Annotated in this window: 17 protein-coding genes and 1 pseudogene; 10 read left to right on the top strand and 8 right to left on the bottom strand. The window is 71.0% G+C overall.

Annotated elements, in window-relative coordinates; all coding sequences use genetic code 11:
* Positions 1–65: 65 nt before the first annotated feature.
* Positions 66–1,655, bottom strand: coding sequence for an alpha-amylase family glycosyl hydrolase (locus ACFWP7_RS06555; RefSeq protein ID WP_384376970.1), 1,590 nt, complete (start codon positions 1,653–1,655; stop codon positions 66–68).
* Between the two features lie 54 nt (positions 1,656–1,709).
* On the opposite strand from ACFWP7_RS06555, the gene ACFWP7_RS06550 reads away from it, so the two are divergent.
* The 3 genes from ACFWP7_RS06550 to ACFWP7_RS06540 all read left to right on the top strand — a co-directional run bounded on the left by ACFWP7_RS06550 (position 1,710) and on the right by ACFWP7_RS06540 (position 5,330).
* Positions 1,710–2,810 (top strand): methyltransferase domain-containing protein, encoded by a 1,101-nt coding sequence (locus tag ACFWP7_RS06550; protein ID WP_384376967.1) that lies wholly within the window; start codon positions 1,710–1,712, stop codon positions 2,808–2,810.
* A gap of 281 nt (positions 2,811–3,091) precedes the next feature.
* A complete protein-coding gene (locus ACFWP7_RS06545; RefSeq protein WP_384377189.1) occupies positions 3,092–3,886 on the top strand; it encodes an acyl-CoA thioesterase in 795 nt (264 codons plus the stop codon).
* Positions 3,876–5,330: an MFS transporter gene (locus ACFWP7_RS06540; protein WP_384376964.1), complete on the top strand. Its 1,455-nt coding sequence runs from the start codon at positions 3,876–3,878 to the stop codon at positions 5,328–5,330. The genes ACFWP7_RS06545 and ACFWP7_RS06540 overlap by 11 nt, the downstream gene beginning before the upstream one ends.
* A 104-nt stretch (positions 5,331–5,434) precedes the next feature.
* Here the strand turns inward: ACFWP7_RS06540 and ACFWP7_RS06535 are convergent, their stop codons facing one another.
* The 3 genes from ACFWP7_RS06535 to ACFWP7_RS06525 form a co-directional block, all read right to left on the bottom strand.
* Positions 5,435–6,256, bottom strand: a complete 822-nt coding sequence (locus ACFWP7_RS06535) for an alpha/beta fold hydrolase (RefSeq protein WP_384376961.1) — start codon at positions 6,254–6,256, stop codon at positions 5,435–5,437.
* Positions 6,257–6,923: 667 nt separating this feature from the next.
* Complete coding sequence (locus tag ACFWP7_RS06530; protein WP_384376958.1) at positions 6,924–7,649, bottom strand: GntR family transcriptional regulator; 726 nt, start codon at positions 7,647–7,649, stop codon at positions 6,924–6,926.
* Positions 7,650–7,827: 178 nt separating this feature from the next.
* Positions 7,828–8,994, bottom strand: a complete 1,167-nt coding sequence (locus ACFWP7_RS06525; RefSeq protein WP_384376955.1) for a serine hydrolase domain-containing protein — start codon at positions 8,992–8,994, stop codon at positions 7,828–7,830.
* A gap of 194 nt (positions 8,995–9,188) precedes the next feature.
* On the opposite strand from ACFWP7_RS06525, the gene ACFWP7_RS06520 reads away from it, so the two are divergent.
* Complete coding sequence (locus ACFWP7_RS06520) at positions 9,189–10,229, top strand: phosphatidylinositol-specific phospholipase C domain-containing protein (RefSeq protein ID WP_384376952.1); 1,041 nt, start codon at positions 9,189–9,191, stop codon at positions 10,227–10,229.
* Between the two features lie 16 nt (positions 10,230–10,245).
* Here ACFWP7_RS06520 and ACFWP7_RS06515 read toward each other — a convergent pair whose 3' ends face one another.
* A complete protein-coding gene (locus ACFWP7_RS06515; protein ID WP_384376949.1) occupies positions 10,246–11,211 on the bottom strand; it encodes an acetylxylan esterase in 966 nt (321 codons plus the stop codon).
* A 309-nt stretch (positions 11,212–11,520) separates the two neighbouring features.
* Here ACFWP7_RS06515 and ACFWP7_RS06510 point away from each other — a divergent pair, with 309 nt between their 5' ends.
* Positions 11,521–12,414 (top strand): universal stress protein, encoded by an 894-nt coding sequence (locus ACFWP7_RS06510; protein ID WP_384376946.1) that lies wholly within the window; start codon positions 11,521–11,523, stop codon positions 12,412–12,414.
* Here the strand turns inward: ACFWP7_RS06510 and ACFWP7_RS06505 are convergent.
* A pseudogene (locus ACFWP7_RS06505) lies at positions 12,393–12,834 on the bottom strand (oxidoreductase); the annotation flags it as partial. The gene ACFWP7_RS06510 and the pseudogene ACFWP7_RS06505 sit on opposite strands and share 22 nt — an antisense overlap.
* Positions 12,835–13,165: 331 nt before the next feature.
* On the opposite strand from ACFWP7_RS06505, the gene ACFWP7_RS06500 reads away from it, so the two are divergent.
* Positions 13,166–14,086, top strand: a complete 921-nt coding sequence (locus ACFWP7_RS06500) for an NADP-dependent oxidoreductase (RefSeq protein WP_384376944.1) — start codon at positions 13,166–13,168, stop codon at positions 14,084–14,086.
* Positions 14,083–14,775 carry a GNAT family N-acetyltransferase gene (locus ACFWP7_RS06495; RefSeq protein WP_384376941.1) on the top strand — a complete coding sequence of 231 codons (693 nt, stop codon included), beginning with the start codon at positions 14,083–14,085 and terminating at the stop codon, positions 14,773–14,775. Before ACFWP7_RS06500 ends, ACFWP7_RS06495 begins: the two co-directional genes overlap by 4 nt.
* 34 nt (positions 14,776–14,809) lie before the next feature.
* On the opposite strand, the gene ACFWP7_RS06490 is transcribed toward ACFWP7_RS06495, so the two are convergent.
* Entirely contained in the window at positions 14,810–15,298 is a 489-nt protein-coding gene (locus ACFWP7_RS06490; protein ID WP_384376938.1) for a MarR family winged helix-turn-helix transcriptional regulator, read from the bottom strand.
* Positions 15,299–15,572: 274 nt separating this feature from the next.
* On the opposite strand from ACFWP7_RS06490, the gene ACFWP7_RS06485 reads away from it, so the two are divergent.
* From ACFWP7_RS06485 to ACFWP7_RS06475, 3 genes are all read left to right on the top strand, one after another.
* A complete protein-coding gene (locus ACFWP7_RS06485; protein WP_384376935.1) occupies positions 15,573–16,346 on the top strand; it encodes a putative protein N(5)-glutamine methyltransferase in 774 nt (257 codons plus the stop codon).
* 129 nt (positions 16,347–16,475) lie between these two features.
* The gene (locus ACFWP7_RS06480; protein WP_384376932.1) at positions 16,476–18,491 is read left to right on the top strand and encodes an FAD-dependent oxidoreductase; all 2,016 of its coding nucleotides are present in this window, start codon (positions 16,476–16,478) and stop codon (positions 18,489–18,491) included.
* 30 nt (positions 18,492–18,521) lie between these two features.
* Entirely contained in the window at positions 18,522–19,067 is a 546-nt protein-coding gene (locus ACFWP7_RS06475; RefSeq protein WP_384376929.1) for a PadR family transcriptional regulator, read from the top strand.
* Between the two features lie 57 nt (positions 19,068–19,124).
* Here the strand turns inward: ACFWP7_RS06475 and ACFWP7_RS06470 are convergent, their stop codons facing one another.
* Positions 19,125–19,658: a hypothetical protein gene (locus ACFWP7_RS06470; RefSeq protein WP_384376926.1), complete on the bottom strand. Its 534-nt coding sequence runs from the start codon at positions 19,656–19,658 to the stop codon at positions 19,125–19,127.
* Positions 19,659–19,866: the final 208 nt, after the last annotated feature.

The raw sequence follows: 19,866 nt of genomic DNA, 5'->3' as shown, positions 1-19,866 counted from the left end.
CGCGCGGATTCCCCAGGGCATCCGGCGCGCTCAGTCACTGCCTCAGCGTCTCGCCGTCGGATTGGCTATCGCCCGAGGTCGAAGATCCCGTACGCGAAGCCTTCCGCGGTGAGGGCCCCTCCGTCGGCACGGACGCCGGACACCTCAAGCGGTCGTGGCTCCGCCGGGATGTCGTACGTGTAACTCACCGCATTGCGCTGCGGATTGACGACGACGAGGTATCGCCCGCCCCGGACGTAGACGAACGGGTATCCGGCGTGCAGGACTTCCACCGAGCCGTCGGAGCCGAGTTCCGGTGTCGCTTTGCGCAGGGCGATGAGTCGGCGTACGAAATGGAGCAGCGAGGTGTCGTCGGCGCGTTGGGCGGCGACCGTGGGGCGGTCGGGCGCCGGATCGAGCGGGAGGTAGAGGCGGTCGGCGGGGGCGGGGGAGAAACCGGCGTTCGGGCCGTCGTCCCACTGCATCGGGGTACGGGAGCCCGCGCGGTTGTAGCGGGGACCCAGCACGCTGCCCTCCTTGTCGGGGAGGCCCGGGACGTAGCGCATGCCGATCTCGTCGCCGTAGTAGATCGCCGGAAGGGTCGGCCAGGAGAGCTGGAAGGCGAAGGCGGCGGGGAGCTGTTCGGCCGAGCGGGGGCCGCAGTTGAGGCGGGAGAAGTCGTGGTTGGCGGTCGGGAGGGAGATGAAGCCGCGGTCGGCCACGGCGGCCGACGCCTCGCGCCAGGCCTCGACGAACGGGCGGGGCGAGCCCTTGCCGCTCGGGTCGAAGAAGCAGTCGAGCGGGTCCCAGGACTCAGTGACCGTGCCGGCCGCGTTGCTCCACAACGAGCGCAGGGCGCCTCCGTCGGTGGGGCCGCCGAACTGGAGGAAGAAGTCCGCGTGGAAGCCCGCGGGAACGGACACCTCGGGTTCGCCCCACTCGGAGAGCAGCACCGCGTCCGGATGTGTGTTGTCCAGCCAGTGTCGCAGCTCCGTCCAGATGCTCGCCGTCTCGGTCCTGCCCGGGTCGTCCTTGACGAGCGATGCGGCCATGTCGACACGGAAGCCGGACAGGCCCAGGCCGAGCCAGTGGTCCATGATCGAGCGGAGTGCGGCGCGATTCGCCCGCGGGCCGTCGGCGTCGACCGGCTGACGCCACGGCTCCGCCGGATTCTCGCGCCCGTAACCGAAGTTGAGGGCGGGCTGAAAGGCGAAGAAGTTCGGGAGGTACGCGCCGGGGCGGCTGCCGGGGGAGGGGATGAAACCGTCCTGGTGGGCGTCCGGCGCCCAGATGTACCGGTCGTCTCCCGGGACGTCCGCCGAAGCCGTGAACCACGGGTGCTCGTCGGAGGTGTGACCGGCCACGAGATCCAGCAGTACGCGGATACCGCGGCAGCCCGCCTCCTCGACCAGCTTGGCGAACTCGTCGTTCGAGCCGTAGCGGGGCGCGACGCTCAGGTAGTCGGAGACGTCGTATCCGGCGTCCCGGAACGGTGAGACGAAGCAGGGGTTGAGCCAGACGGTGTTGACGCCCAGCCACGCGAGGTGGGCGAGACGCTCGGCGATTCCGTTGAAGTCGCCGATGCCGTCGCCGTTCGAGTCGGCGAACGACTGCGGGTAGATCTGGTAGAAGACGGCGTTGGCCAGCCAGGCGGGCGCGGCGCGGAACGAAGTCATGAAGTGGACCATAAGCCAGCACACGGGGCACACGCTGCCCCTAAGGTGAGCTGGATGTTCACCCCTCAGGGTCCCACCCTCCGCGAACTGGCCGTGCAGGCTCTTTCGTCCATCGAGCACGGCTACGACCTGCTCGCGCCGAAGTTCGACCACACGCCATTCCGGACACCGGACTCGATCCTCGACGCCGTGGCCTCGGCGCTGGACCGGATCGGCCCCTTCGACCACGGGCTCGACCTCTGCTGCGGAACCGGCGCGGGGATGCAGGTACTGCGCGAGCTGTGCCGGGGGAGTGTCACCGGGGTGGACATCAGCGCGGGGATGCTCGCCGTGGGGCGGGAGCGGGCGGATGCCGCCCGTACGTGGGATCGCGCGGAGGGTGAGGTGCCGAGGCACGCACTTCCCGGTGGGCAGGACCGGGCGGACGCCGACGGGCAGGGCGGCGCCGACGTGCAGGGGCATGGGAGCTCCGGTGGGCAAGGGCACGTGAGCCCCGGCGTCCGGGGGCAGACGGGCCCCGGTGCGCAGGGTCATGTGAGCCCCGGCGCGCAGGGTTGCGTGAACCCGAGCGTGCAGGGGCAGGCGGGTGCCGGACTGCAGGGCAACGCGAACCCCAGCACGCAAGGACACTTGACCCCCGGTGGGCAGGAGCCGGTGAGTGCCGGTGTTCGGCAGCACGTGAGTCCTGGTGGGCGCGAGCAGGCGCGCCCCGACCACGCGCCTCGCGTCACGTGGGTGCGCGGTGACGCGCGCGCCCTGCCCTTCGCGGCCGCCTTCGACCTGGTGGTGAGCTTCGGCGCGTTCGGGCACTTCCTGCCGCGTGAGTTGCCGGGGATGTTCGCCCAGGTCCACTCCGTGCTGAGGCCGGGCGGTCGCTTCGCGTTCCCGATCGTGGCTCCGCACCGGCCGAGCTCGCCCTGGTACTGGGCCCTGCTGGGCTTCGACGCGGCCATGCGGGTGCGCAACGCGTTGTGGCGGCCGCCGTTCGTCATGTACTACCGGGCGTTTCGGCTCGACGAGGTACGTCGGGAGCTGACACGGGCCGGATTCGACGTCGAACTGCAGACCCTGCCCGAGTTCGGCAGGCGGCCGGACGGCAGCCCGCGGTGCCGGCTGGTCGTGGCCACACGGGAGAGCGACCCGACGCCCGCGTAGATCCCCAGATCCCCAGATCCCCAGATCCCCAGATCCCCAGATCCCCAGATCCCCCGGTCATGGCGGACGCTTGACCAGAGTAGCGTTTGTTTTTCCAACTCACTCGGCTATGGTGAGTCTGCTTTCCAAACCAAGCAGCTCGAGACCCCGTCTCAAGGCTCACTCCAGAACCGACTGTGCGAGGAACCGCGATGAGGGCCGCACCACCCGACAGCACACACGCCACGAACGCCACGAACGCTACGAACGGCACGCACGACACGTATGACGCCGTGACCTCTATAGACCCCCTGTGGTGGTCCTGGGAGGGCGCACACGGTGGACACGTGGCGGCCACCGTGCTCGCCGCCGTACGCGATCGCGCAGCCGCCGTAGGGATACGCCCCGCGCGTGCCCTGACCACCCACTTTCTGGCCCCGGTCGACGCACGCCCGATCGCTCTCTCCGTGGCTGTCCCGTCGGCCGGGCGCCGCGCCGCGACCTGCGCGTTCACCGGCCACCAGGACGGGAAGCCGGTGCTCGCCGGCTCGGCGCTGTTCGGCCAGGCCCGCCCGGGACCCTCGTACGAGGGAAAAACCGCCCCCGAAGTGCCGAGTCCGGCGGACTGCCCGCCCCTCGACCTGCCCGCCGGGCTGGCGCCCTTCGCCGAACAGGTGGAGCTGCGCCCCGCCACCGAGGACCTACCGCTCGCCGGGGGCGAGAAGGCCGAACTCCTCGCGTGGGTGCGGTTCGCCGACGGCCGGCCCCTGGACGCGGGCGCGGTCGTGACCCTCACCGACGTCCTGCCGCCCGCCCTCTACGCGCGATGGCGCACCCCGCGCCCCGTGCCGACCGCGGAGCTGACCGTTCATTTCACCGACGCACTGGATGCGGGCGCTCCGGAGGGCTGGGCCCTGGTCCGGATCCGTACCGAGCAGGCCGGCAGCGGCTGGGCCATCGACGACAGTACGGTGTGGTCGGTGGACGGCCGGCTGCTGGCCGTGGCCAGGCAGGCGCGCGTGGTCCGGAGCACGCAGGACCAGGAGCCCGGCGACGGCCGGACCGCGGTGTCGGGTGGGTTGAACCATGGCAACTGATCTCCGCGAGAAGACCGGTGCCCACGTCACGCACGGCAGCCGCCCCTTGCCGGTCCTGGTCGCCGCCTGCCTGGGCCTGTTCACCGTCTTCCTTCAGACCACCCAGACCATCGGCACCCTCAGCGCCGTACAGGACGACCTCCACATCGCCTCGGCGGACCTCGTGTGGGTGGCCAGCATGTATACGCTGGTGGTCGCGTCCTGCGTGCTGGGCGCGGGTGCGCTCGCCGACCGATGGGGGCGACGGCGCGTCTTCCTCGCCGGGGCCGCAGCGATGGCGGTGGGCGGAGTGATCCTGGTCTTCGCCGGGAGCCTGGCCGTCGTTCTCGTCGGGCAGGCGGTCGCAGGGCTCGGCGGCGCACTGATCACCCCCAGTTCCCTCGCGCTCATCACGCACGCCGTGCCCGACCCCCGGCGCCGCGCCGGAGCAATAGCCGCCTGGGCGGCCACCTCCGGGCTCGGCCTCGCCATCGGCCCCGTCACCGCGGGGCTCGCCCTGCGCTGGTGGAGCTGGCACACCGCGTTCTGGCTCAACCTCGTCGTCGCCGCGCTCGGGGCGGCGGTCGCACTCCGCTCTGTGCCGGAGTCCCGGAACTCTGCCCAACGGTTCGACTGGACAGGACAGTTGACGTCCATGGGCGGGCTCGCCCTGATGGTCTTCTGGCTGATCGACGGCGGCCATCACGGCTACGGCTCGGGTCGGGCGCTCATGGCCGCTGCCGGGGCGGTCGTGCTCCTCGCCGCCTTCGCGACGGTCGAACTGCGCCGCACCGCCCCGATGATCGACCTGCGCCTGCTGCGCGACCCCTCCTATGCCGGCTCGCTGCTGCTCGCCGCGACCGTCATGTTCGCCTTCGTCGGCCTCGCCGTCCTTGAGGTGCTGTGGCTGCAACGGGTCCGGGGGCTGAGCGCGCTCCAGGTGGGCACCCAACTCCTCGCGGAATTCGGCACGTTCATCGCCGCCTCGGTGCTCGCGGGACTGCTCCTGCGCCGTCTCGGACCGCGCACGCTGATCACTGTGGGGATGCTGATCGCGGCCGTCGGAGCCACGCTCTTCGCGCGCGTGGACGCCGGCACGACCTTCAGCGGATACGCCGCGGCCCTCGTCCTCTTCGGCCTCGGCTGCGGTCTCGTCAACGCGCCGTCCACCGCACTCGCCGTCAGCCACGTCCCGCGCGGCCGCGAGGGCGAGGCGGGCGGCACGGTGAACGCCGCCCGGCAGATCGGCGCCGTCCTGGGCACCAGCATCCTCGGCACGCTGATGACCTCGCGCTTCGACGACCACGCCACCCAGGTCAGCGACCCACGGGTCGCCTTCAGTAACGCGATCGGCTATGCGGCGTGGGTCGTGGTGGGGGTGCTGGTGGTCGGCACCGCGCTGTCGCTCGGGCTCTCCGGATGGGCCCGGCGCGCCCCCGCACCACGCCCGGCCGGGCAGCACTGACGACAAACCGCCCTGTCCCCCGGCCCTGGGTCGCAGGGGCAGGCCGATCGGGCACCACGCCCGCCGAGGACCGTCAGTCCGCCGTCCCGCTCCGCGTCGTCAGGTCAGCCACGGACGAAGTCGAGAAGGTAGCCGTTGAAGGCCTGCTCGTACGCGCCCACAATGCCGTGGGAGCCGCCCGGATAGACCTTCAGCGTCGCGTCCTTGACGAGCTGGGCCGTCTTGAGGGACGCCGCCGCGATCGGCACGATCTGGTCGTCGTCGGCGTGCACGACGAGCGTCGGCACATCGATCCGGGCCAGGTCCTCGGTGAAGTCGGTCTCCGAGAACTGCTCGACACAGTCGTACGCCGCCTTCAGCCCGGCCTGCATGCCCTGGAGCCAGAACTCGTCACGCTTGCCCTGCGAGACCGTGGAGCCCTCGCGATTGGCGCCGTAGAACGGTGAACTCAGCTCCTGGAAGAACTGCGAACGGTCCGCCGCGACCCCGGCACGGATCTCGTCGAACGCCTCGATGGGCGTGCCCTCCGGATTGGTGTCCGTCTTCAGCATCAGCGGTGGAACCGCTCCCACCAACACCGCCTTGGCGACCCGCGCGGAGCCGTGCCGGCTGATGTACCGGGCCACCTCGCCGCCGCCGGTCGAATGCCCCACCAGGATCGCGTCGTTGAGATTGAGCGACTCGATGAGTTCGGCCAGGTCGTCGGCGTACTGGTCCATGTGGTTGCCCTGCCACGGCTGCGCGGAGCGACCGTGGCCGCGGCGGTCGTGCGCCACGGCGCGGAAGCCGTTGTCGGCGACCAGCTTCAACTGCCCGTCCCAGGCGTCGGCATTGAGCGGCCAGCCGTGACTGAAGACGACGGGCTGACCGGTGCCCCAGTCCTTGTAGTAGAGGTCGGTCCCGTCAGAGGTGGTGAACGTGCCCATAAGGCTTCCCTTTCGAGAGTTCGTCGAGGTGACCGACGAACGTCGGTTCGCGCCAGGCGAAGCGGGCGGATCACCTCCGGCGCCGTGACCACGACCTCCCGCCCTCCGTGGTCGATGGCCGGCACGCGTCCGTGGCCCGGGTTCTCGGCATCGACCTTCACCTCGTACAATTATGCGCTTATGTCATAGTCTCCAGGATCCCCGGAGTGTGCAACGCGTCCCGCAACGCCGAACGCGGCCCAGGAGTAGTGGATCATCGAGCAGCTTCTCGAAGGCGCCCGCGCGACCCTGGCCTGACTGGTCGGGCGCACCCGCGCATAGGCACGGTCGCCCGGGGTTCGAGACACGGAAGCGGGCGCGCTACGAGTCACTGCACCGACCCGGCCGACTTCTACGCCGCGTGCGACACCGGCCGCCCGGCCGTGCGCCATACCGACGGCGCCGGCGGCATCCCCTTCGGGCGGGGCAGGCCGGCTGCCGTGCGCGTGGCCCTCGCCGCCTACGCCCGCCGCTCGGGACTGCCCGAGCAGCGGACGTACGACGAGGCGGTGGTCAACGCCGTGCGCTCACGGCATGTGGGTGGTGCGGCGGTTGAGCGACCTCGTCGCCGAGGATCTCGGTCCCTCGGGCTCAGTCGTACGCATGCACTTCCGCCGTCCAGAGGATCTCACCCAGCCGCCGGCAGGGTGAACTCGTAGACGAGTGCGTCCTGTTGGGCGTCCACGACAAGGTCGGTGATCTCCAGTGGCCGGTGGTACTGATCGTGCACGCGCCGGGTGACCTTCACCGACTCGGGGAGTTGGGTGATCGAGTCCCGGTGGTGCAGGGTCAGCCCTGCCTTGCGCATCCAGTCGTAGGCGCGCCCCAGTTGCGCCGACGCGGTGCCGTCGGCCCGGTCACGGTAGCGGGCCAGCTCCTCCACCTCGGTCACCGCGACGGCGGAGAAGGACGTCACGGCCGTACGCTGACCGCTCCCGTCCGCCGCGGCCGACTCGTAGCGGTGCACCAGCGTCGGCAGCCGCGGGGGGAGTCCCAGGGCGTGCGCGTGTTCCGGTGGCGGAGCCTCCCAGGTCACGGTGGTCCGCGGGATGCTGCCCGGTTCGGGGGTGTGCGCCCCCAGCGGAAAGTCCAGTGACGGGACGTGCTCAGCCGTGCTGCCGGGCAGTGTCGCGTGGCTGCCGCGCCGGTCGGTGGAGACCAGACCGCCGCGCCGCAACATGTTCAGCGCCTGGCGTACGGTCTCGCGGCTCACGCCGAACCGATTGGCCAACTCCCTTTCTCCCGGCAGGCGCTCGCCGGGCGGAATGGTCCCGTCGCGCAGATCGCCGAGCAGCTGAGCGGCGATCCGCGAATAACGGGGCTCGTGGTCGGATGGGTGGACGGTGCGGGCCATGTCCGCGCCCCTCCTGCGTGTGAAAACAAACGTGTAGTGACAACCCAGACGTGGTGACGAAACGTAGCCGTGCGGGCTCATTGCGCGACCAGTCTATGCATTGGTCTAAACCACCAGGGAAGGGTGGTCGGGCAGTTCGGCCGATTTCAGTCCGCGGCCTCCGCTTGGCCAGACGCGTTCACAGCGTGCCGTACAGGGCGTCCACAAGCGCCATCTTCCTTGGGTCGTCGGCGATGTGCGGGCCCATGCGGTTCATGACGTACCCCAGGGAGATGCCTGCCTCCGGATCGGCGAGTCCGCAGGAGCCACCGAAGCCGTCATGTCCGAAAGCCCTCGGGTTGGGCCCGAACGAACCGTTGGGTCCGCTCAGCCACAATCCGAGCCCGATCTCCGTCTCGTACTGGAACCCGGCGCCCACCACCAGGTCACGGCAACTGCCCTGCCCCTCGCGCACCCGCTCGGCGGCCTCGGGTGAGAGCACCCGCCGTGAGCCGTACGAGCCCCGCCCGGCGAGGATCCCGTACAGCGCGGCGATCGCTCGCGCCGTGCCATGGCCGTTCGCGGCCGGGATCTCGGCGGCCCGCCACCGGGAAGTGTTGGCCTCGGTGGCGGCGATGAGCGGATTGCTGAGGGCCGCCAGCGCCACGGGCGTCAACTTCGCGAGGAGCGCCGCCTGTTCGCTGGTCGTAGCGGACCGCTGACGCACCAGCTCGGCTGCCCGCCCCGACTCCTTCTCCGGCAGCCCGATGGTGAAGTCGATCCCGAGCGGCCCGGTCACCTCCCGCTCCAGGAACGCGCCCGGCAGCAAGCCCGAAACCCGCCGCACCACCTCACCGACCAGGTGGCCGAACGTGATCGGGTGATAGCCGGACCGCGACCCCGGCTCCCACCAGGGTTCCTGCGCCGCAAGGCGTTCGACGGTCAGCTCCCAGTCCAGGAGCTGGGCGAGAGAGTGCGGCTCGCGCAGCCCGGCCAGCCCGGCGCGGTGCGACAGCAGGTGTCGTACGAGCACCGACTCCTTGCCCGCCGCCGCGAACTCCGGCCAGTACGCGGCCACCGGGGCGTCGAGGTCGAGCAGCCCGCGGTCGGCCAGGATGTGCGCGCACAGGGCGGTCGGACCCTTCGACGTCGACCACACGTTGACCAGGGTCTCCCGCTCCCAGGCCCGGGTGCGCGCCCCGTCCGCCCAGCCGCCCCAGAGGTCCACCACGGTCTCGCCGTCGAGTGTGACCGTCACGGCCGCGCCCAGCTCGCCTCGGTCGCGGAAGTTCTCCTCGAACGCGCCGCGCACCGCCGAGAAGCGCGGGTCGCAGTGGCCTTGAACGTGCGGCGCGTACTGGGACATGGGACCTCCGTCGCCCGTGGGGAGGCCCGGAGCCGGATCCGGGCGGGTCGACCGTACCGCAGGGAACGTACCGACTGGTTGGACGGGTTGGCGGCGGCCGGACCGCATTCGTCATCGCGTGATCTCCCGCAGGCCACCCAACACCCGTACTGTGCTGCCCAGTTGACCGATCAGTCGCAGGAGGCACGGGAACAATGCGGAGACATGTGAAGGTGTTGGCACGTATCGGAATCGCGGTGGCGACGGCGAGTGTGCTGGCCCTTGCCACCGGCCCCCAGGCGACGGCCGCGGACCTGTCGTACTCGTCCAGCACCTCCGTGGGCGTCCACAACGCCTACGACAAGGCGAAGTACCCCTACTTCGCCGACGCCCTCGACTCCGGCGCCGGAATGCTCGAACTCGACGTGTGGACCAATGTGTTCGGCGTCTCCTGGCGGGTCTCGCACGACAACCCGTTCGGCAACGACAACAACTGCGTGAACGCGGCCAAGGCTTCCGAACTGCGCACCAAGGCCACCAACAGTGACCTCGCAGGCTGCCTCGCCGACATCAAGGCCTGGCACGACGCGCACCCCGGACACCGGCCCATCCAGCTGAAGATAGAGATGAAGGACGGCTTCCTGGGCACCAGTGGCCGTGGGCCCGCCCAGTTGGACGCCCTGCTCACCTCGAAGCTCGGCGACGCCCTGCTCCGCCCCGCCGACGTCGTCGGTTCCCACTCCGACCTGGACACGGCCGTCCGCGCCGACGGCTGGCCCGCGCGCTCCGCCCTGGCGGGCAAGTTCATCGTCGAGCTGATCCCCGGCACCGTCGAGGAGGGCAACCCCTTCGACACGCTGTGGACGGACCGCGAGTACGCCACCTACCTGCGCGACTTCGCCGCCGCCGGACGCCTGCGCGAGGCGGCCGCCTTCGCCGCCGTGCACGGCGCGGCCACCGGCGACCCCCGCACCCGCTACACCGACGCCACGATCCGCCCCTGGCTCGTCGTCTTCGACGGCGACGCGGCCACGTACGCGAACGGCACGATCGACACCGCCTGGTACGACGACCGCCACTACCTCGTGGTCATGACCGACGCCCAGAACGTGGCCCCGGCCATCGACGGCACCAATCCCACTCAGCAGCAGGCCCTCGACCGGCTCGCCCTGCTGGCCGGGCAGCACGCCACCGTCGTCTCCGCGGACTGGTACCCGCTGCCCGCCGTCCTGTCCACGGTCGTACCGCGAGGGTGAGCGGGCAAGGACGACCTCAGAGGTAGGACGGCAGCCAGCGCAGTTTGGCCGCCTCCTGGTAGGTTTCGCCGCCCTCGTGGTCGTTGAAGTCGTACACCTCGATCGCCTTGTCCTGTGCCGCCCACGCGTTGAACGCAGCGAAAACCGTGGAGGGCGGGCAGGTCTGGTCCTCCAGGGCGACCGAGAAGAGAGCCGGTGCCCGGCCGCGCGCGGCGAAGTGCACGCTGTCGAAGTAGGAGAGTGTGTGCAGCACTTCGTCGGTGCGGCCGCGGTACGTCTTGAGGTAGTTGCCGATCTCCCGGTAGGGGTTCCGGTCCGTCAGCTTGATGGCGCGGGGGAAGTCGCACAGGAACGGCACGTCCGGCGCGATCGCCGCCAGGTCGGGGACCAGCCCGCCCACCGCGATCGTGATGCCGCCGCCCTGACTGACGCCGATGGCCGCCGTACGCGCCGCGTCGACCAGGTCGTGCGAGCGGGCCGCCTCCACGGCGCGCACCGCGTCCGTGAACACCCGGCGGTAGTAGTAGTTCTCGGGGGCGTCGACACCCCGGGTCATGGATCCGGGGTACGCGGACGCGCTGCCCACCGGATCCGGCGTCCCGCCGCCGCCCCAGGCACTGCCCTGACCGCGCGTGTCCATGACGAAGTGCGCGAATCCCGCCGACGCCCACAGCAGATGCGTGTGCGGAAGGCCACGTCCGCCGCCGTATCCGACGAACTCGACGACCGCGGGCAGGGGTGAGTTCGCCCAGGCCGGCAGCGTCAGCCAGCCCTTGACCGGGTGGCCGCCGAACCCGGCGAACGTGACGTCGTACACCTTGACCGTCTTCAGGTGCGTCTCGACCGGCTCGAAGCGGGCGGCGAGGTCGTGTTCGCGGGTCTCCTGGAGTGTTTTGGCCCAAAAGGTGTCGAAACCCTCGGGCTCGACGGACGCGCTCCGGTACTCGCGGAGTTCGTCGAGAGGAAGGTCGAACAGGGCCATGAAGGTCCACCTTTGGCATCGGGGTGCGGATGATCACACCGTACGTCGCTCATCGGCGGGGCCGCCAGGCCCGGTCTTCCCCCGCCGCGACTCACGAGCGAATCCGTCCCCGCACGACTGATCGGCGCCCGCCGTGGAACCCACCCAGCACCGGCAAGGCCCGGCCGCCGGCTGCCCCGCCCCGGTACCTGAGAGCCACCTGCCGCGACACCTGAAAGGTATCCGCCCCGACACCCGAAAGGCCCTCCACACCCGAAAGGCCCCCCACACCCGAAAGGCATCCGCCCCGACACCTGAAAGGCACCCGCCATGAACTCCGGCACCCGCACCATCACGGTAGGCATCGACGGTTCGCGGGCGAGTCTCGACGCGGCGGACTGGGCCGCCCGCGAGGCCCAGCGCCGCCGCCTTCCGCTGCGTCTGCTGCACGCGGCACCGGGACCGGACGTGTCCGTACGGATCCCGGACGTCGACGTTCCGGCCGGGTACACCCGTAGGGCGCTCGACCGGGCCGCGATCCGACTGGCGTACGCCCACCCCGCGTTGGACATCATCGCGCGGAGCACCGACGCACCCGCCGTACCGGCACTGCTCGCGGCGGCGCTGGAGGCCGAGACCCTGGTGCTCGGGTCACGCGGTCTGACCGGGTTCGCGGGTTTCCTGGTCGGCTCGGTCGCCCTCGCCGTCACGGCCCGCGCCGAAGGCCCGGTCGTCGTCGTGCGGGCGGGCGAGCTGCCCGAGGACGAACGGATGCCGACAGTCGACGGCACACCGCCGAACGCGGCTCCCTATCTGCCGGTGGTCCTCGGCCTCGATCTGACCCACCCGGCCGACGACCTGATCGGGTACGCCTTCGACAGGGCCGCCGTCCGCTCCGCGCCTCTGCACGTCGTGCACACCTGGACCGTGCCTCCGCCGCGCGGCCCCGCGGCCGTCGTGCCACTGTCCGGTGCCACGGCGCAGCGGGCGGACGGCACCTGGCACGTGCTGACCAGCACTTTGCAGCCGTGGCGTCACAAGTTCCCGGAGATGACCGTCTCCGAGCAGGTGATCTACGGCCATCCCGGACACCATCTGCTGATGGCCTCCGCCCGGGCCGGCCTGCTGGTCACCGGCCGCCGATCGGGCAAGGGTCTGGGCCGAGCCGTGCGCTCGCTCGTCCAGCACGCGATGTGTCCGGTCGCGGTGGTGCCGCACACATAGGCTTCCCAGCCACCAGGCGGCTGCTCGGCCAGGAGCGGTGCCACATGTGCCGCCGCCATACGTCCTACCGGCTACCGGCTACCGGCTACCGGCACACCGTCCGGCGCACTGCGCGTGAAGACGGTCGTCGTCCCCTCGCCGTACTCCCGCGCGTGGATGAGGTCCTCGGGGCCGCGCGCCGAGACGAGGCAGGCGCAGCGGCACGTCCAGACCGAGCGCGTGATGGTCTCGCAGCATCGACATCAGCGGTACGGCACCGAGCCGCGGCGCCGATGTGCAGCGCGGGCCGGTCGCCGGGTCAGGCGAAAAAGCCGCTCAGCGGGCCTCGCACCTGCACCGAGCCGCCGGGTTCGGCCACGGCGTGGAACCAGCCGGAGACCTCGCCACCCTCACACGGTCCAGCGTCAGTTCGTCGGGTCCGTCGCCCTCGTACGCCGCCGCGGACAGGACGGGCCGGTTGTCGCCCGCGTCGTACGGGCCGGGCGGCAGTCCGGTGATGGGGCAACCTCCCATGTGCCTTAAGAGCTATGGGGGAGCCTGCGCGTACGTCCGTCGAAGTCTCCGGTGACCGTCATACGGGTGTAGCCCCGAGCGCCCTCGATCGTTGCGGACACATGAACTCTGCCGGGGTCCGGGAATAGCCGTGCCGTGATCTTCCTTGCCGCTATTGCCGACGTCGGTGGCCCCAGCTGCTACAGCAGGTGACAGTGGTCCCGGCAACCGGTGACAGCGAAGGAGAGTGAGGGAGCACATGCCCAAGGCGTACGTCTTCACGCGGTACGGCGGCCCGGAGGCCGAGGCCCTGGTGGAGCTGGACCGGCCGACGCCGGGCCCCGGCCAGGTACTCGTCGCGGTACGCGCGGCGGGCGTCAACCCCGTCGACTGGAAGCAGCGGACGGGCTACGGCCCCGCGGGCGGCGCGGCGCGCGAGCTGCCCGCGGTGTTCGGCAACGAGGTAGCGGGGGTCGTCGAGGAGGTCGGCGCCGACGTGACCGGCTTCGCCGTGGGGGACGAGGTCTTCGGTAACCCGGTGACCGGCGGATACGCCGAGTACACCCTGCTTCCGGTGGCTGTCACCGCGCACAAGCCCACCGAGTTGGCGTACTCGGACGCCGCGACTTTGCCCGTCGCGGCGGCGACCGCGTACGACGGGATCCACCAGCTGGGTCTGCCCGCGGGCGCGACCCTGCTGATCACCGGTGCGGGCGGCGGTGTCGGTGTCGCGGCCACGCAGATCGCGCGCGCCTTCGGGGTGCGGGTCGTCGGCGTAGCGAGCGACGGCAAGAAGGACTTCGTCGAGTCGCTCGGCGCCGTGCACGTCCCCTCGGGGCCTGGCCTCGCGGAGCGCCTGCGCGGGGCGGCGCCGGACGGCGTGGACGGCGTCTTCGACCTGGTCGGGGACGAGGTCCAGGAAGCTGCGGCGACGCTGCTGACCGACCCCTCGAAGCTGATCACCGGCGCCGACCGGCAGACCGCCGCACGGCTCGGAGGCGCGCCCGTCGAACGGGCCCGCAACGCCGCCGTACTCGACGAGGTGGCGAAGCTCGTGGTCGAAGGCAAGCTGAAGCCCTTCGTCACGCAGACCTTCCCGCTCGACCGCGCCGGCGAGGCGCTGCGCACGGTCGAGGAAGGCCACGCACGCGGCAAGATCGTCATCGAGGTCGGCGCATGAGCGCGCACCCCCTGGACAATCCGGCGCTCGGCGCGCTGACCGGCCCGCACGCCCACTTCGCCGAACGCCGCGGCCGCGTCCTGCGTTACCCCGTGGACGTATCGCCGTGGCTGGCCCTCCCCGACGACCCGGGCGCCGAGGACTGGGCGGACCTCGCCGCCCTGGTCGGCCCGGGCGGCGACGCACCGCTGGCCGGCTACACCGGGCAGACCCCGGACGGCTGGGAGGTGACCTTCAGCCTGGAGGGCGTGCAGCTGGTGGACGACGGGATCGCCGCGGCGCCGGATCCCGAAGCGGTACGGCTCGGCCCCGCCGACGTACCCGAGATGCTGGGCCTGGTGGAGCGGACCCGGCCCGGCCCCTTCCTGCCGCGCACCGTCGAGCTCGGCACCTACCTCGGGATACGCCGGAACGGCGCCCTGATAGCCATGGCGGGGGAGCGGCTGCACCCGCCGGGCTGGACCGAGATCAGCGCGGTCTGCACCGACCCGGACTTCCGCGGCGAGGGCCTGGCCACCCGGCTGATCCTGGCCGTCGCGCACGGCATCCGCGAACGCGGTGAGACCCCGTTCCTGCACACCGCCGCGAGCAACACCAACGCCATCCGCCTCTACGAGTCCCTGGGCTTCCGGCTCCGGCGCAGCACCCTCTTCTCGGCGGCACGCGTGCCGGAGCACGCCGAGGCCTGATCAGGCGCTCGTGCCGGAGCACGCCGAGGCCCGACTACGCGTGCGTGGACGAGTCGCTGACCGGCTCGTCCGTCGCCGCCGCGTTGTACCGCAGCAGATACGAGGCGAAACGCGCGAGATCCTCCTCGGGCCAGCCCGCGAGCCGCTCACGGAACGCGACCCGGCGGCTCGCGGTCACCTGGGCGAGGATGTCCGTGCCCCTGTCCGTCAGATGCAGCACCTGTACGCGGTGGTCCTCCGGGTCGAGCCGCCGCCCGATGAGCCCGGACCGCTCCAGCGCGGCCACCTGCCGGCTCACCGTGGACTTGTCCAGCGCGTAGTGCGCCGCGAGGTCGGTGGCACTACAGCCGCCACGCTCCTCCAGATGGCCGAGCAGGGTGTACGAGACCAACGACAGTTCGGGGTGCATACGGCCGGCCGTCGCCCTGGCTCGCCGGGCGAAGGCGGTCATCTCGCGCTGGATGGTCTCGACGGCCGCGTCGGCGGCGGTGACACTCTCGTCGGGCTCTTCGGCCGGCTTCATGGAAACCTCCCTCGCACTACTGGTTGCACAGTACAACCTGACCGGTGGGAGCGCCCTGCCGAGGAAAAGCGGAGGAGCCGGTCGCCGTTCGACCGACCCTGTTACTGTGTGCCGCGTCGGCTGTGGATCGCCCCAGCCAAGGAGTTGCCCAGGAGGTGAGCCCCATTACCGCCAGGTCAGGTCGGGTGCTCTCATCTCAAGGCAACGCGGCTCACCGCCCGTAGGCGGCCGCCGCGAGAGCGCCCTTCGGCTCACCGAAAGGCTCTCGGCTTTCATGCCCCCTGTTTTCGATTCCGTTGTCGCCGTACTCCGCTCCGCCGGCTGTGTCTTCGCCGAGGACGAGGCGGAGTTGATCCTCTCCACCGCCAGTAATCCGGACGACATCGCCACCATGGTGGACCGGCGCGTCGCCGGACTTCCCCTTGAACACGTCCTTGGCTGGGCCTGGTTCCATGGTCTGCGCATCGCCGTGGAACCAGGCGTCTTCGTGCCCCGCCGCCGCACCGAGTTCCTCGTCGACCAGGCGGTCGCCCACGCACGCGACGCGTCCCTCGTCGTGGACCTGTGCTGCGGCTCCGGCGCGGTGGGCGCCGCCCTGGCCGCCTCCCTCGGCGGGCCCGAACTGCACGCCGCCGACATCGACGCGGCCGCCGTGCGCTGCGCCCGCCGCAACGTCGCGCCCTTCGACGGACACGTCCACGAGGGCGACCTCTTCGCGGCGCTGCCCGACTCCCTGTGCGGCCGCATCGACATCCTGGCCGCCAACGTGCCGTACGTCCCCACCGACGAGGTCGGCCTGCTGCCCGCGGAGGCCCGCGAGCACGAACCCCTCGTCGCTCTCGACGGCGGCTCCGACGGACTCGACGTCCTGCGCCGCGTTGCCGCCGAGGCCCCCCGATGGCTGGCCCCCGGCGGCTGCCTCCTCATCGAGACGAGCGAACGCCAGGCGCCCCGGGCCGTCGAGGCCTTCACCCGCGGCGGCCTGACCGGCCGACTGGCCGTCTCCGACGAGCTGTACGCCAACGTCGTGATCGGCACCAGGGCGTAGTCACGCCCTTCGGCTCCTCCGGCATCTGGCGCCTGCGAGAAGTGAGCTACGGCATTATGCAACTAGTTGCACAAGGTGCGCCCCGTCGTCTACAACAGAGACACGACACCGCGCACGGAGGGCTGCCCGATGAGCCGTTACCCGCACCTGCTGACCCCGCTCGACCTGGGCTTCACCACGCTGCCCAACCGTGTGCTCATGGGCTCCATGCACGTGGGCCTGGAGGAGGCCGAGCGGGGCTTCGAGCGGATGGCGGAGTTCTACGCCACCCGGGCCCGCGGCGGTGTCGGCCTCATCGTCACCGGCGGCATCGCACCCAATGAGGCGGGACGGCCGTACGAGGGCGGCGCCAAACTGACCACGGAGGCGGAGGCCGGGCAGCACGCGGAGATCACCGCGGCGGTACACCGTGAGGGCGGCAGGATCGCCCTGCAGATCCTGCACTTCGGGCGGTACGCCTATCACCAGGACCTGGTCGCGCCGAGCGCACTCCAGGCGCCGATCAGCCCCTTCGTCCCCCGCGCGCTCACCGACGCCGAGGTCGAGCAGACTATCGACGACTACGTCCGGGCCGCCCGGCTGGCGCGGCAGGCCGGCTATGACGGCGTCGAGATCATGGGCTCCGAGGGCTACCTGATCAACGAGTTCATCGCCGCCCGGACCAACAAACGCGAGGACCGCTGGGGCGGCTCGTACGAGAACCGCACGCGCTTTCCCCTGGAGATCGTCCGGCGGGTGCGTGAGGCGGTCGGCGAGGACTTCATCATCATCTACCGGCTGTCGATGCTGGACCTGGTGACGGGCGGCTCATCCCTGGCGGAGGTGATCACGCTCGCCCGGGCCGTCGAGGCCGCCGGAGCGACGATCATCAACACCGGCATCGGCTGGCACGAGGCCCGCATCCCCACCATCGCGACCTCGGTGCCGCGCGGCGCGTACACCTGGGTGACCAAGAAGGTCATGGGCGCCGTCTCGATCCCCCTTGTCACCACCAACCGCATCAACACCCCTGAGCTCGCTGAGCAGTTGCTCGCCGACGGCCACGCCGACATGGTGTCGCTGGCCCGACCGATGCTCGCCGACCCCGACTTCGTCGCGAAGGCGCGGGCGGGCCGGCCCGAGGCCATCAACACCTGCATCGGCTGCAACCAGGCCTGCCTGGACCACACCTTCAGTGGGAAAATCACCTCCTGCCTGGTCAACCCGCGTGCCTGCCACGAGACGGAACTCGTCCTTTCACCGACCAAGCTGCGCAAGCGGGTTGCCGTGGTCGGCGCGGGTCCCGCCGGACTCGCCTGCGCGGTCTCCGCCGCCGAGCGCGGCCACGACGTCACACTGTTCGACGCCGCGCAGGAGATCGGCGGACAGCTCAACGTGGCCCGCAAGGTCCCCGGCAAGCAGGAGTTCGACGAGACGATCCGCTACTTCCGTACCCAGCTCGAACTGCACGGCGTGGACGTGCGGTTGAACACCCGGGTCACCGCCGAGGACGTCTCCGGCTACGACGAGGTCGTGGTCGCGACCGGCGTCGGCCCACGCACCCCCGAGATCCCCGGCGTCGACCACCCCAGCGTCGTCGGCTACTTGGACGTGCTCCGCGACGGCGCCCCCGTCGGCGACCGTGTCGCGATCCTCGGCGCCGGCGGCATCGGCTTCGACGTCGCCGAGTACCTGACCGACAGCGGCGACAAGGCGAGTGAGGACCCGGCGGCGTACTTCCGGAACTGGGGCGTCGACATGGACTACCGGCTCCCCGGCGGCCTCGGCGCCCCCGAGCGGCCCGCCCCGCCGCGCACCGTCCACCTCCTCCAGCGCAAGGCCTCCAAGGTCGGCGCCGGACTCGGCAAGACCACCGGCTGGATCCACCGCGCCGAACTCAAGCACCGTGGCGTCACCATGGTCCCGGGAGTCCAGTACGACCGGATCGACGACGCCGGACTGCACGTGACCGTCGACGGGCACAGCCAGGTCCTGGACGTCGACACGATCGTGCTCTGCACCGGACAGGACCCGCGCCGCGACCTGTACGAGGAACTGCTCGCCGCGGGCGGGAACGTGCACCTCATCGGCGGCGCCGACGTGGCCGCAGAACTGGACGCCAAGCGTGCCATCAAGCAGGGCACGGAGCTGGCGGCGGCCCTGTAGGGGCCTGCGACCCGTCCCTAGGATGACCCCATGTCACTCCCGCATGCGATCCTCACGGCCCTGCTAGAGAGGCCGTCGTCGGGCCTCGAACTGACCCGGCGGTTCGACAAGTCGATCGGCTACTTCTGGTCGGCGACGCATCAGCAGATCTATCGCGAGCTGGGAAAACTGGAGGCCGAGGGTCACATCCGGGCGCTGCCGTCCGAGCAGCCGGCCCGGGGACAGAAGAAGAGCTACGAGGTACTGCCCGCGGGCCACGACGAACTCACCCGCTGGACGGCCGCGTCCCAGGAGCCGAAGCCCCTGCGCGACGCGATGCTGCTGCGGCTGCGCGCCTCGGCCGTCGTCGGCACCGCGGGCATCGAGGCCGATCTGCGCCGCCATCTCGGCCTCCACGAACGGCAGTTGGCCGAGTACGAGGAGATCGAGACGCGCGATTTCCCGCCCGGCAAGGACACCCCGCAGGACCGCCTGCGGCACCTCGTCCTGCGCGCCGGAATCGACCTGGAGACCTTCTGGACGCAGTGGCTGACCCACGCACTGGAGGAGTTCGAGCAGTTGCCCGCGCACGAGTAGGCGGCCGCCCCGCCGACCGGAGTCGGGTGGACGGCCGCCGTGGTGACGAACCCCGGATCAGAGCCGGTGCGGCTTGGCCCGGCGGCGCAGGAACCAGGCCCCCGCGATCGTGCCCGTGGCCACCAACGCCGCGCCGCCCACCAGGGTGACGGCGCCGTAGTCCTTGGCGGCTCCGCCGAGACCGCCCATGACCCCGAGCGACGGCGTCGCGGAGACCCTGGGTGTCGAGGCGGCCGACGCGACGATGGACTGGGTGCCCGCCGTCGTCCCGTCCTGGCAGACCACGATGACCGTGTAGGTGCCGGCACTCACAGCCGACCAGGACGCCGCCTGACTGGTGCTCGTCCCGGTCAGGGCCACCTGTTTCCCCTGGGCGAAACTTCCCTGTCCACTGGAGAGCAGCGAGGCGTTGCCGAAGCTGCTGCCCTTGCTGGGACAGGCACTGGTCGTGACCGAAACCGTGGAACCGCTGGTGCTCACCGAGATCCCCGAACCCACTGCGACGGCCGACGAAGCGGCCAGGGTGAGCGGAAGCGCAGCGGCGGCGGCCACGGTCAGGCCGGAGCGGAGAAATATCTGAGTAGTACGCATAGGACTGCCCTCCAGCGGCACGGTTGGCGGTACATCCGATGCGCCGCCGAGGATTGGAAAGGCCCGTGCTGCCTTCAGGGAGAGCCAACGTGTCTTTGACCCGGCCCGCATGCGGACGGGGACCGGGCAGGTGACGGATTCCATCGTCCGGCCGACGGCTGAGTACCGCGAGAAGGTACGCGGCAGGGGGAGGTCCGAGGAACTCGGG

Origin of the sequence: Streptomyces sp. NPDC058470 (assembly GCF_042721055.1) — a bacterium.
Classification (GTDB): Bacteria; Actinomycetota; Actinomycetes; order Streptomycetales; family Streptomycetaceae; genus Streptomyces.
Note: the sequence above shows the minus strand (reverse complement) of the source record. Positions and strands in the feature narration are given on the sequence as shown.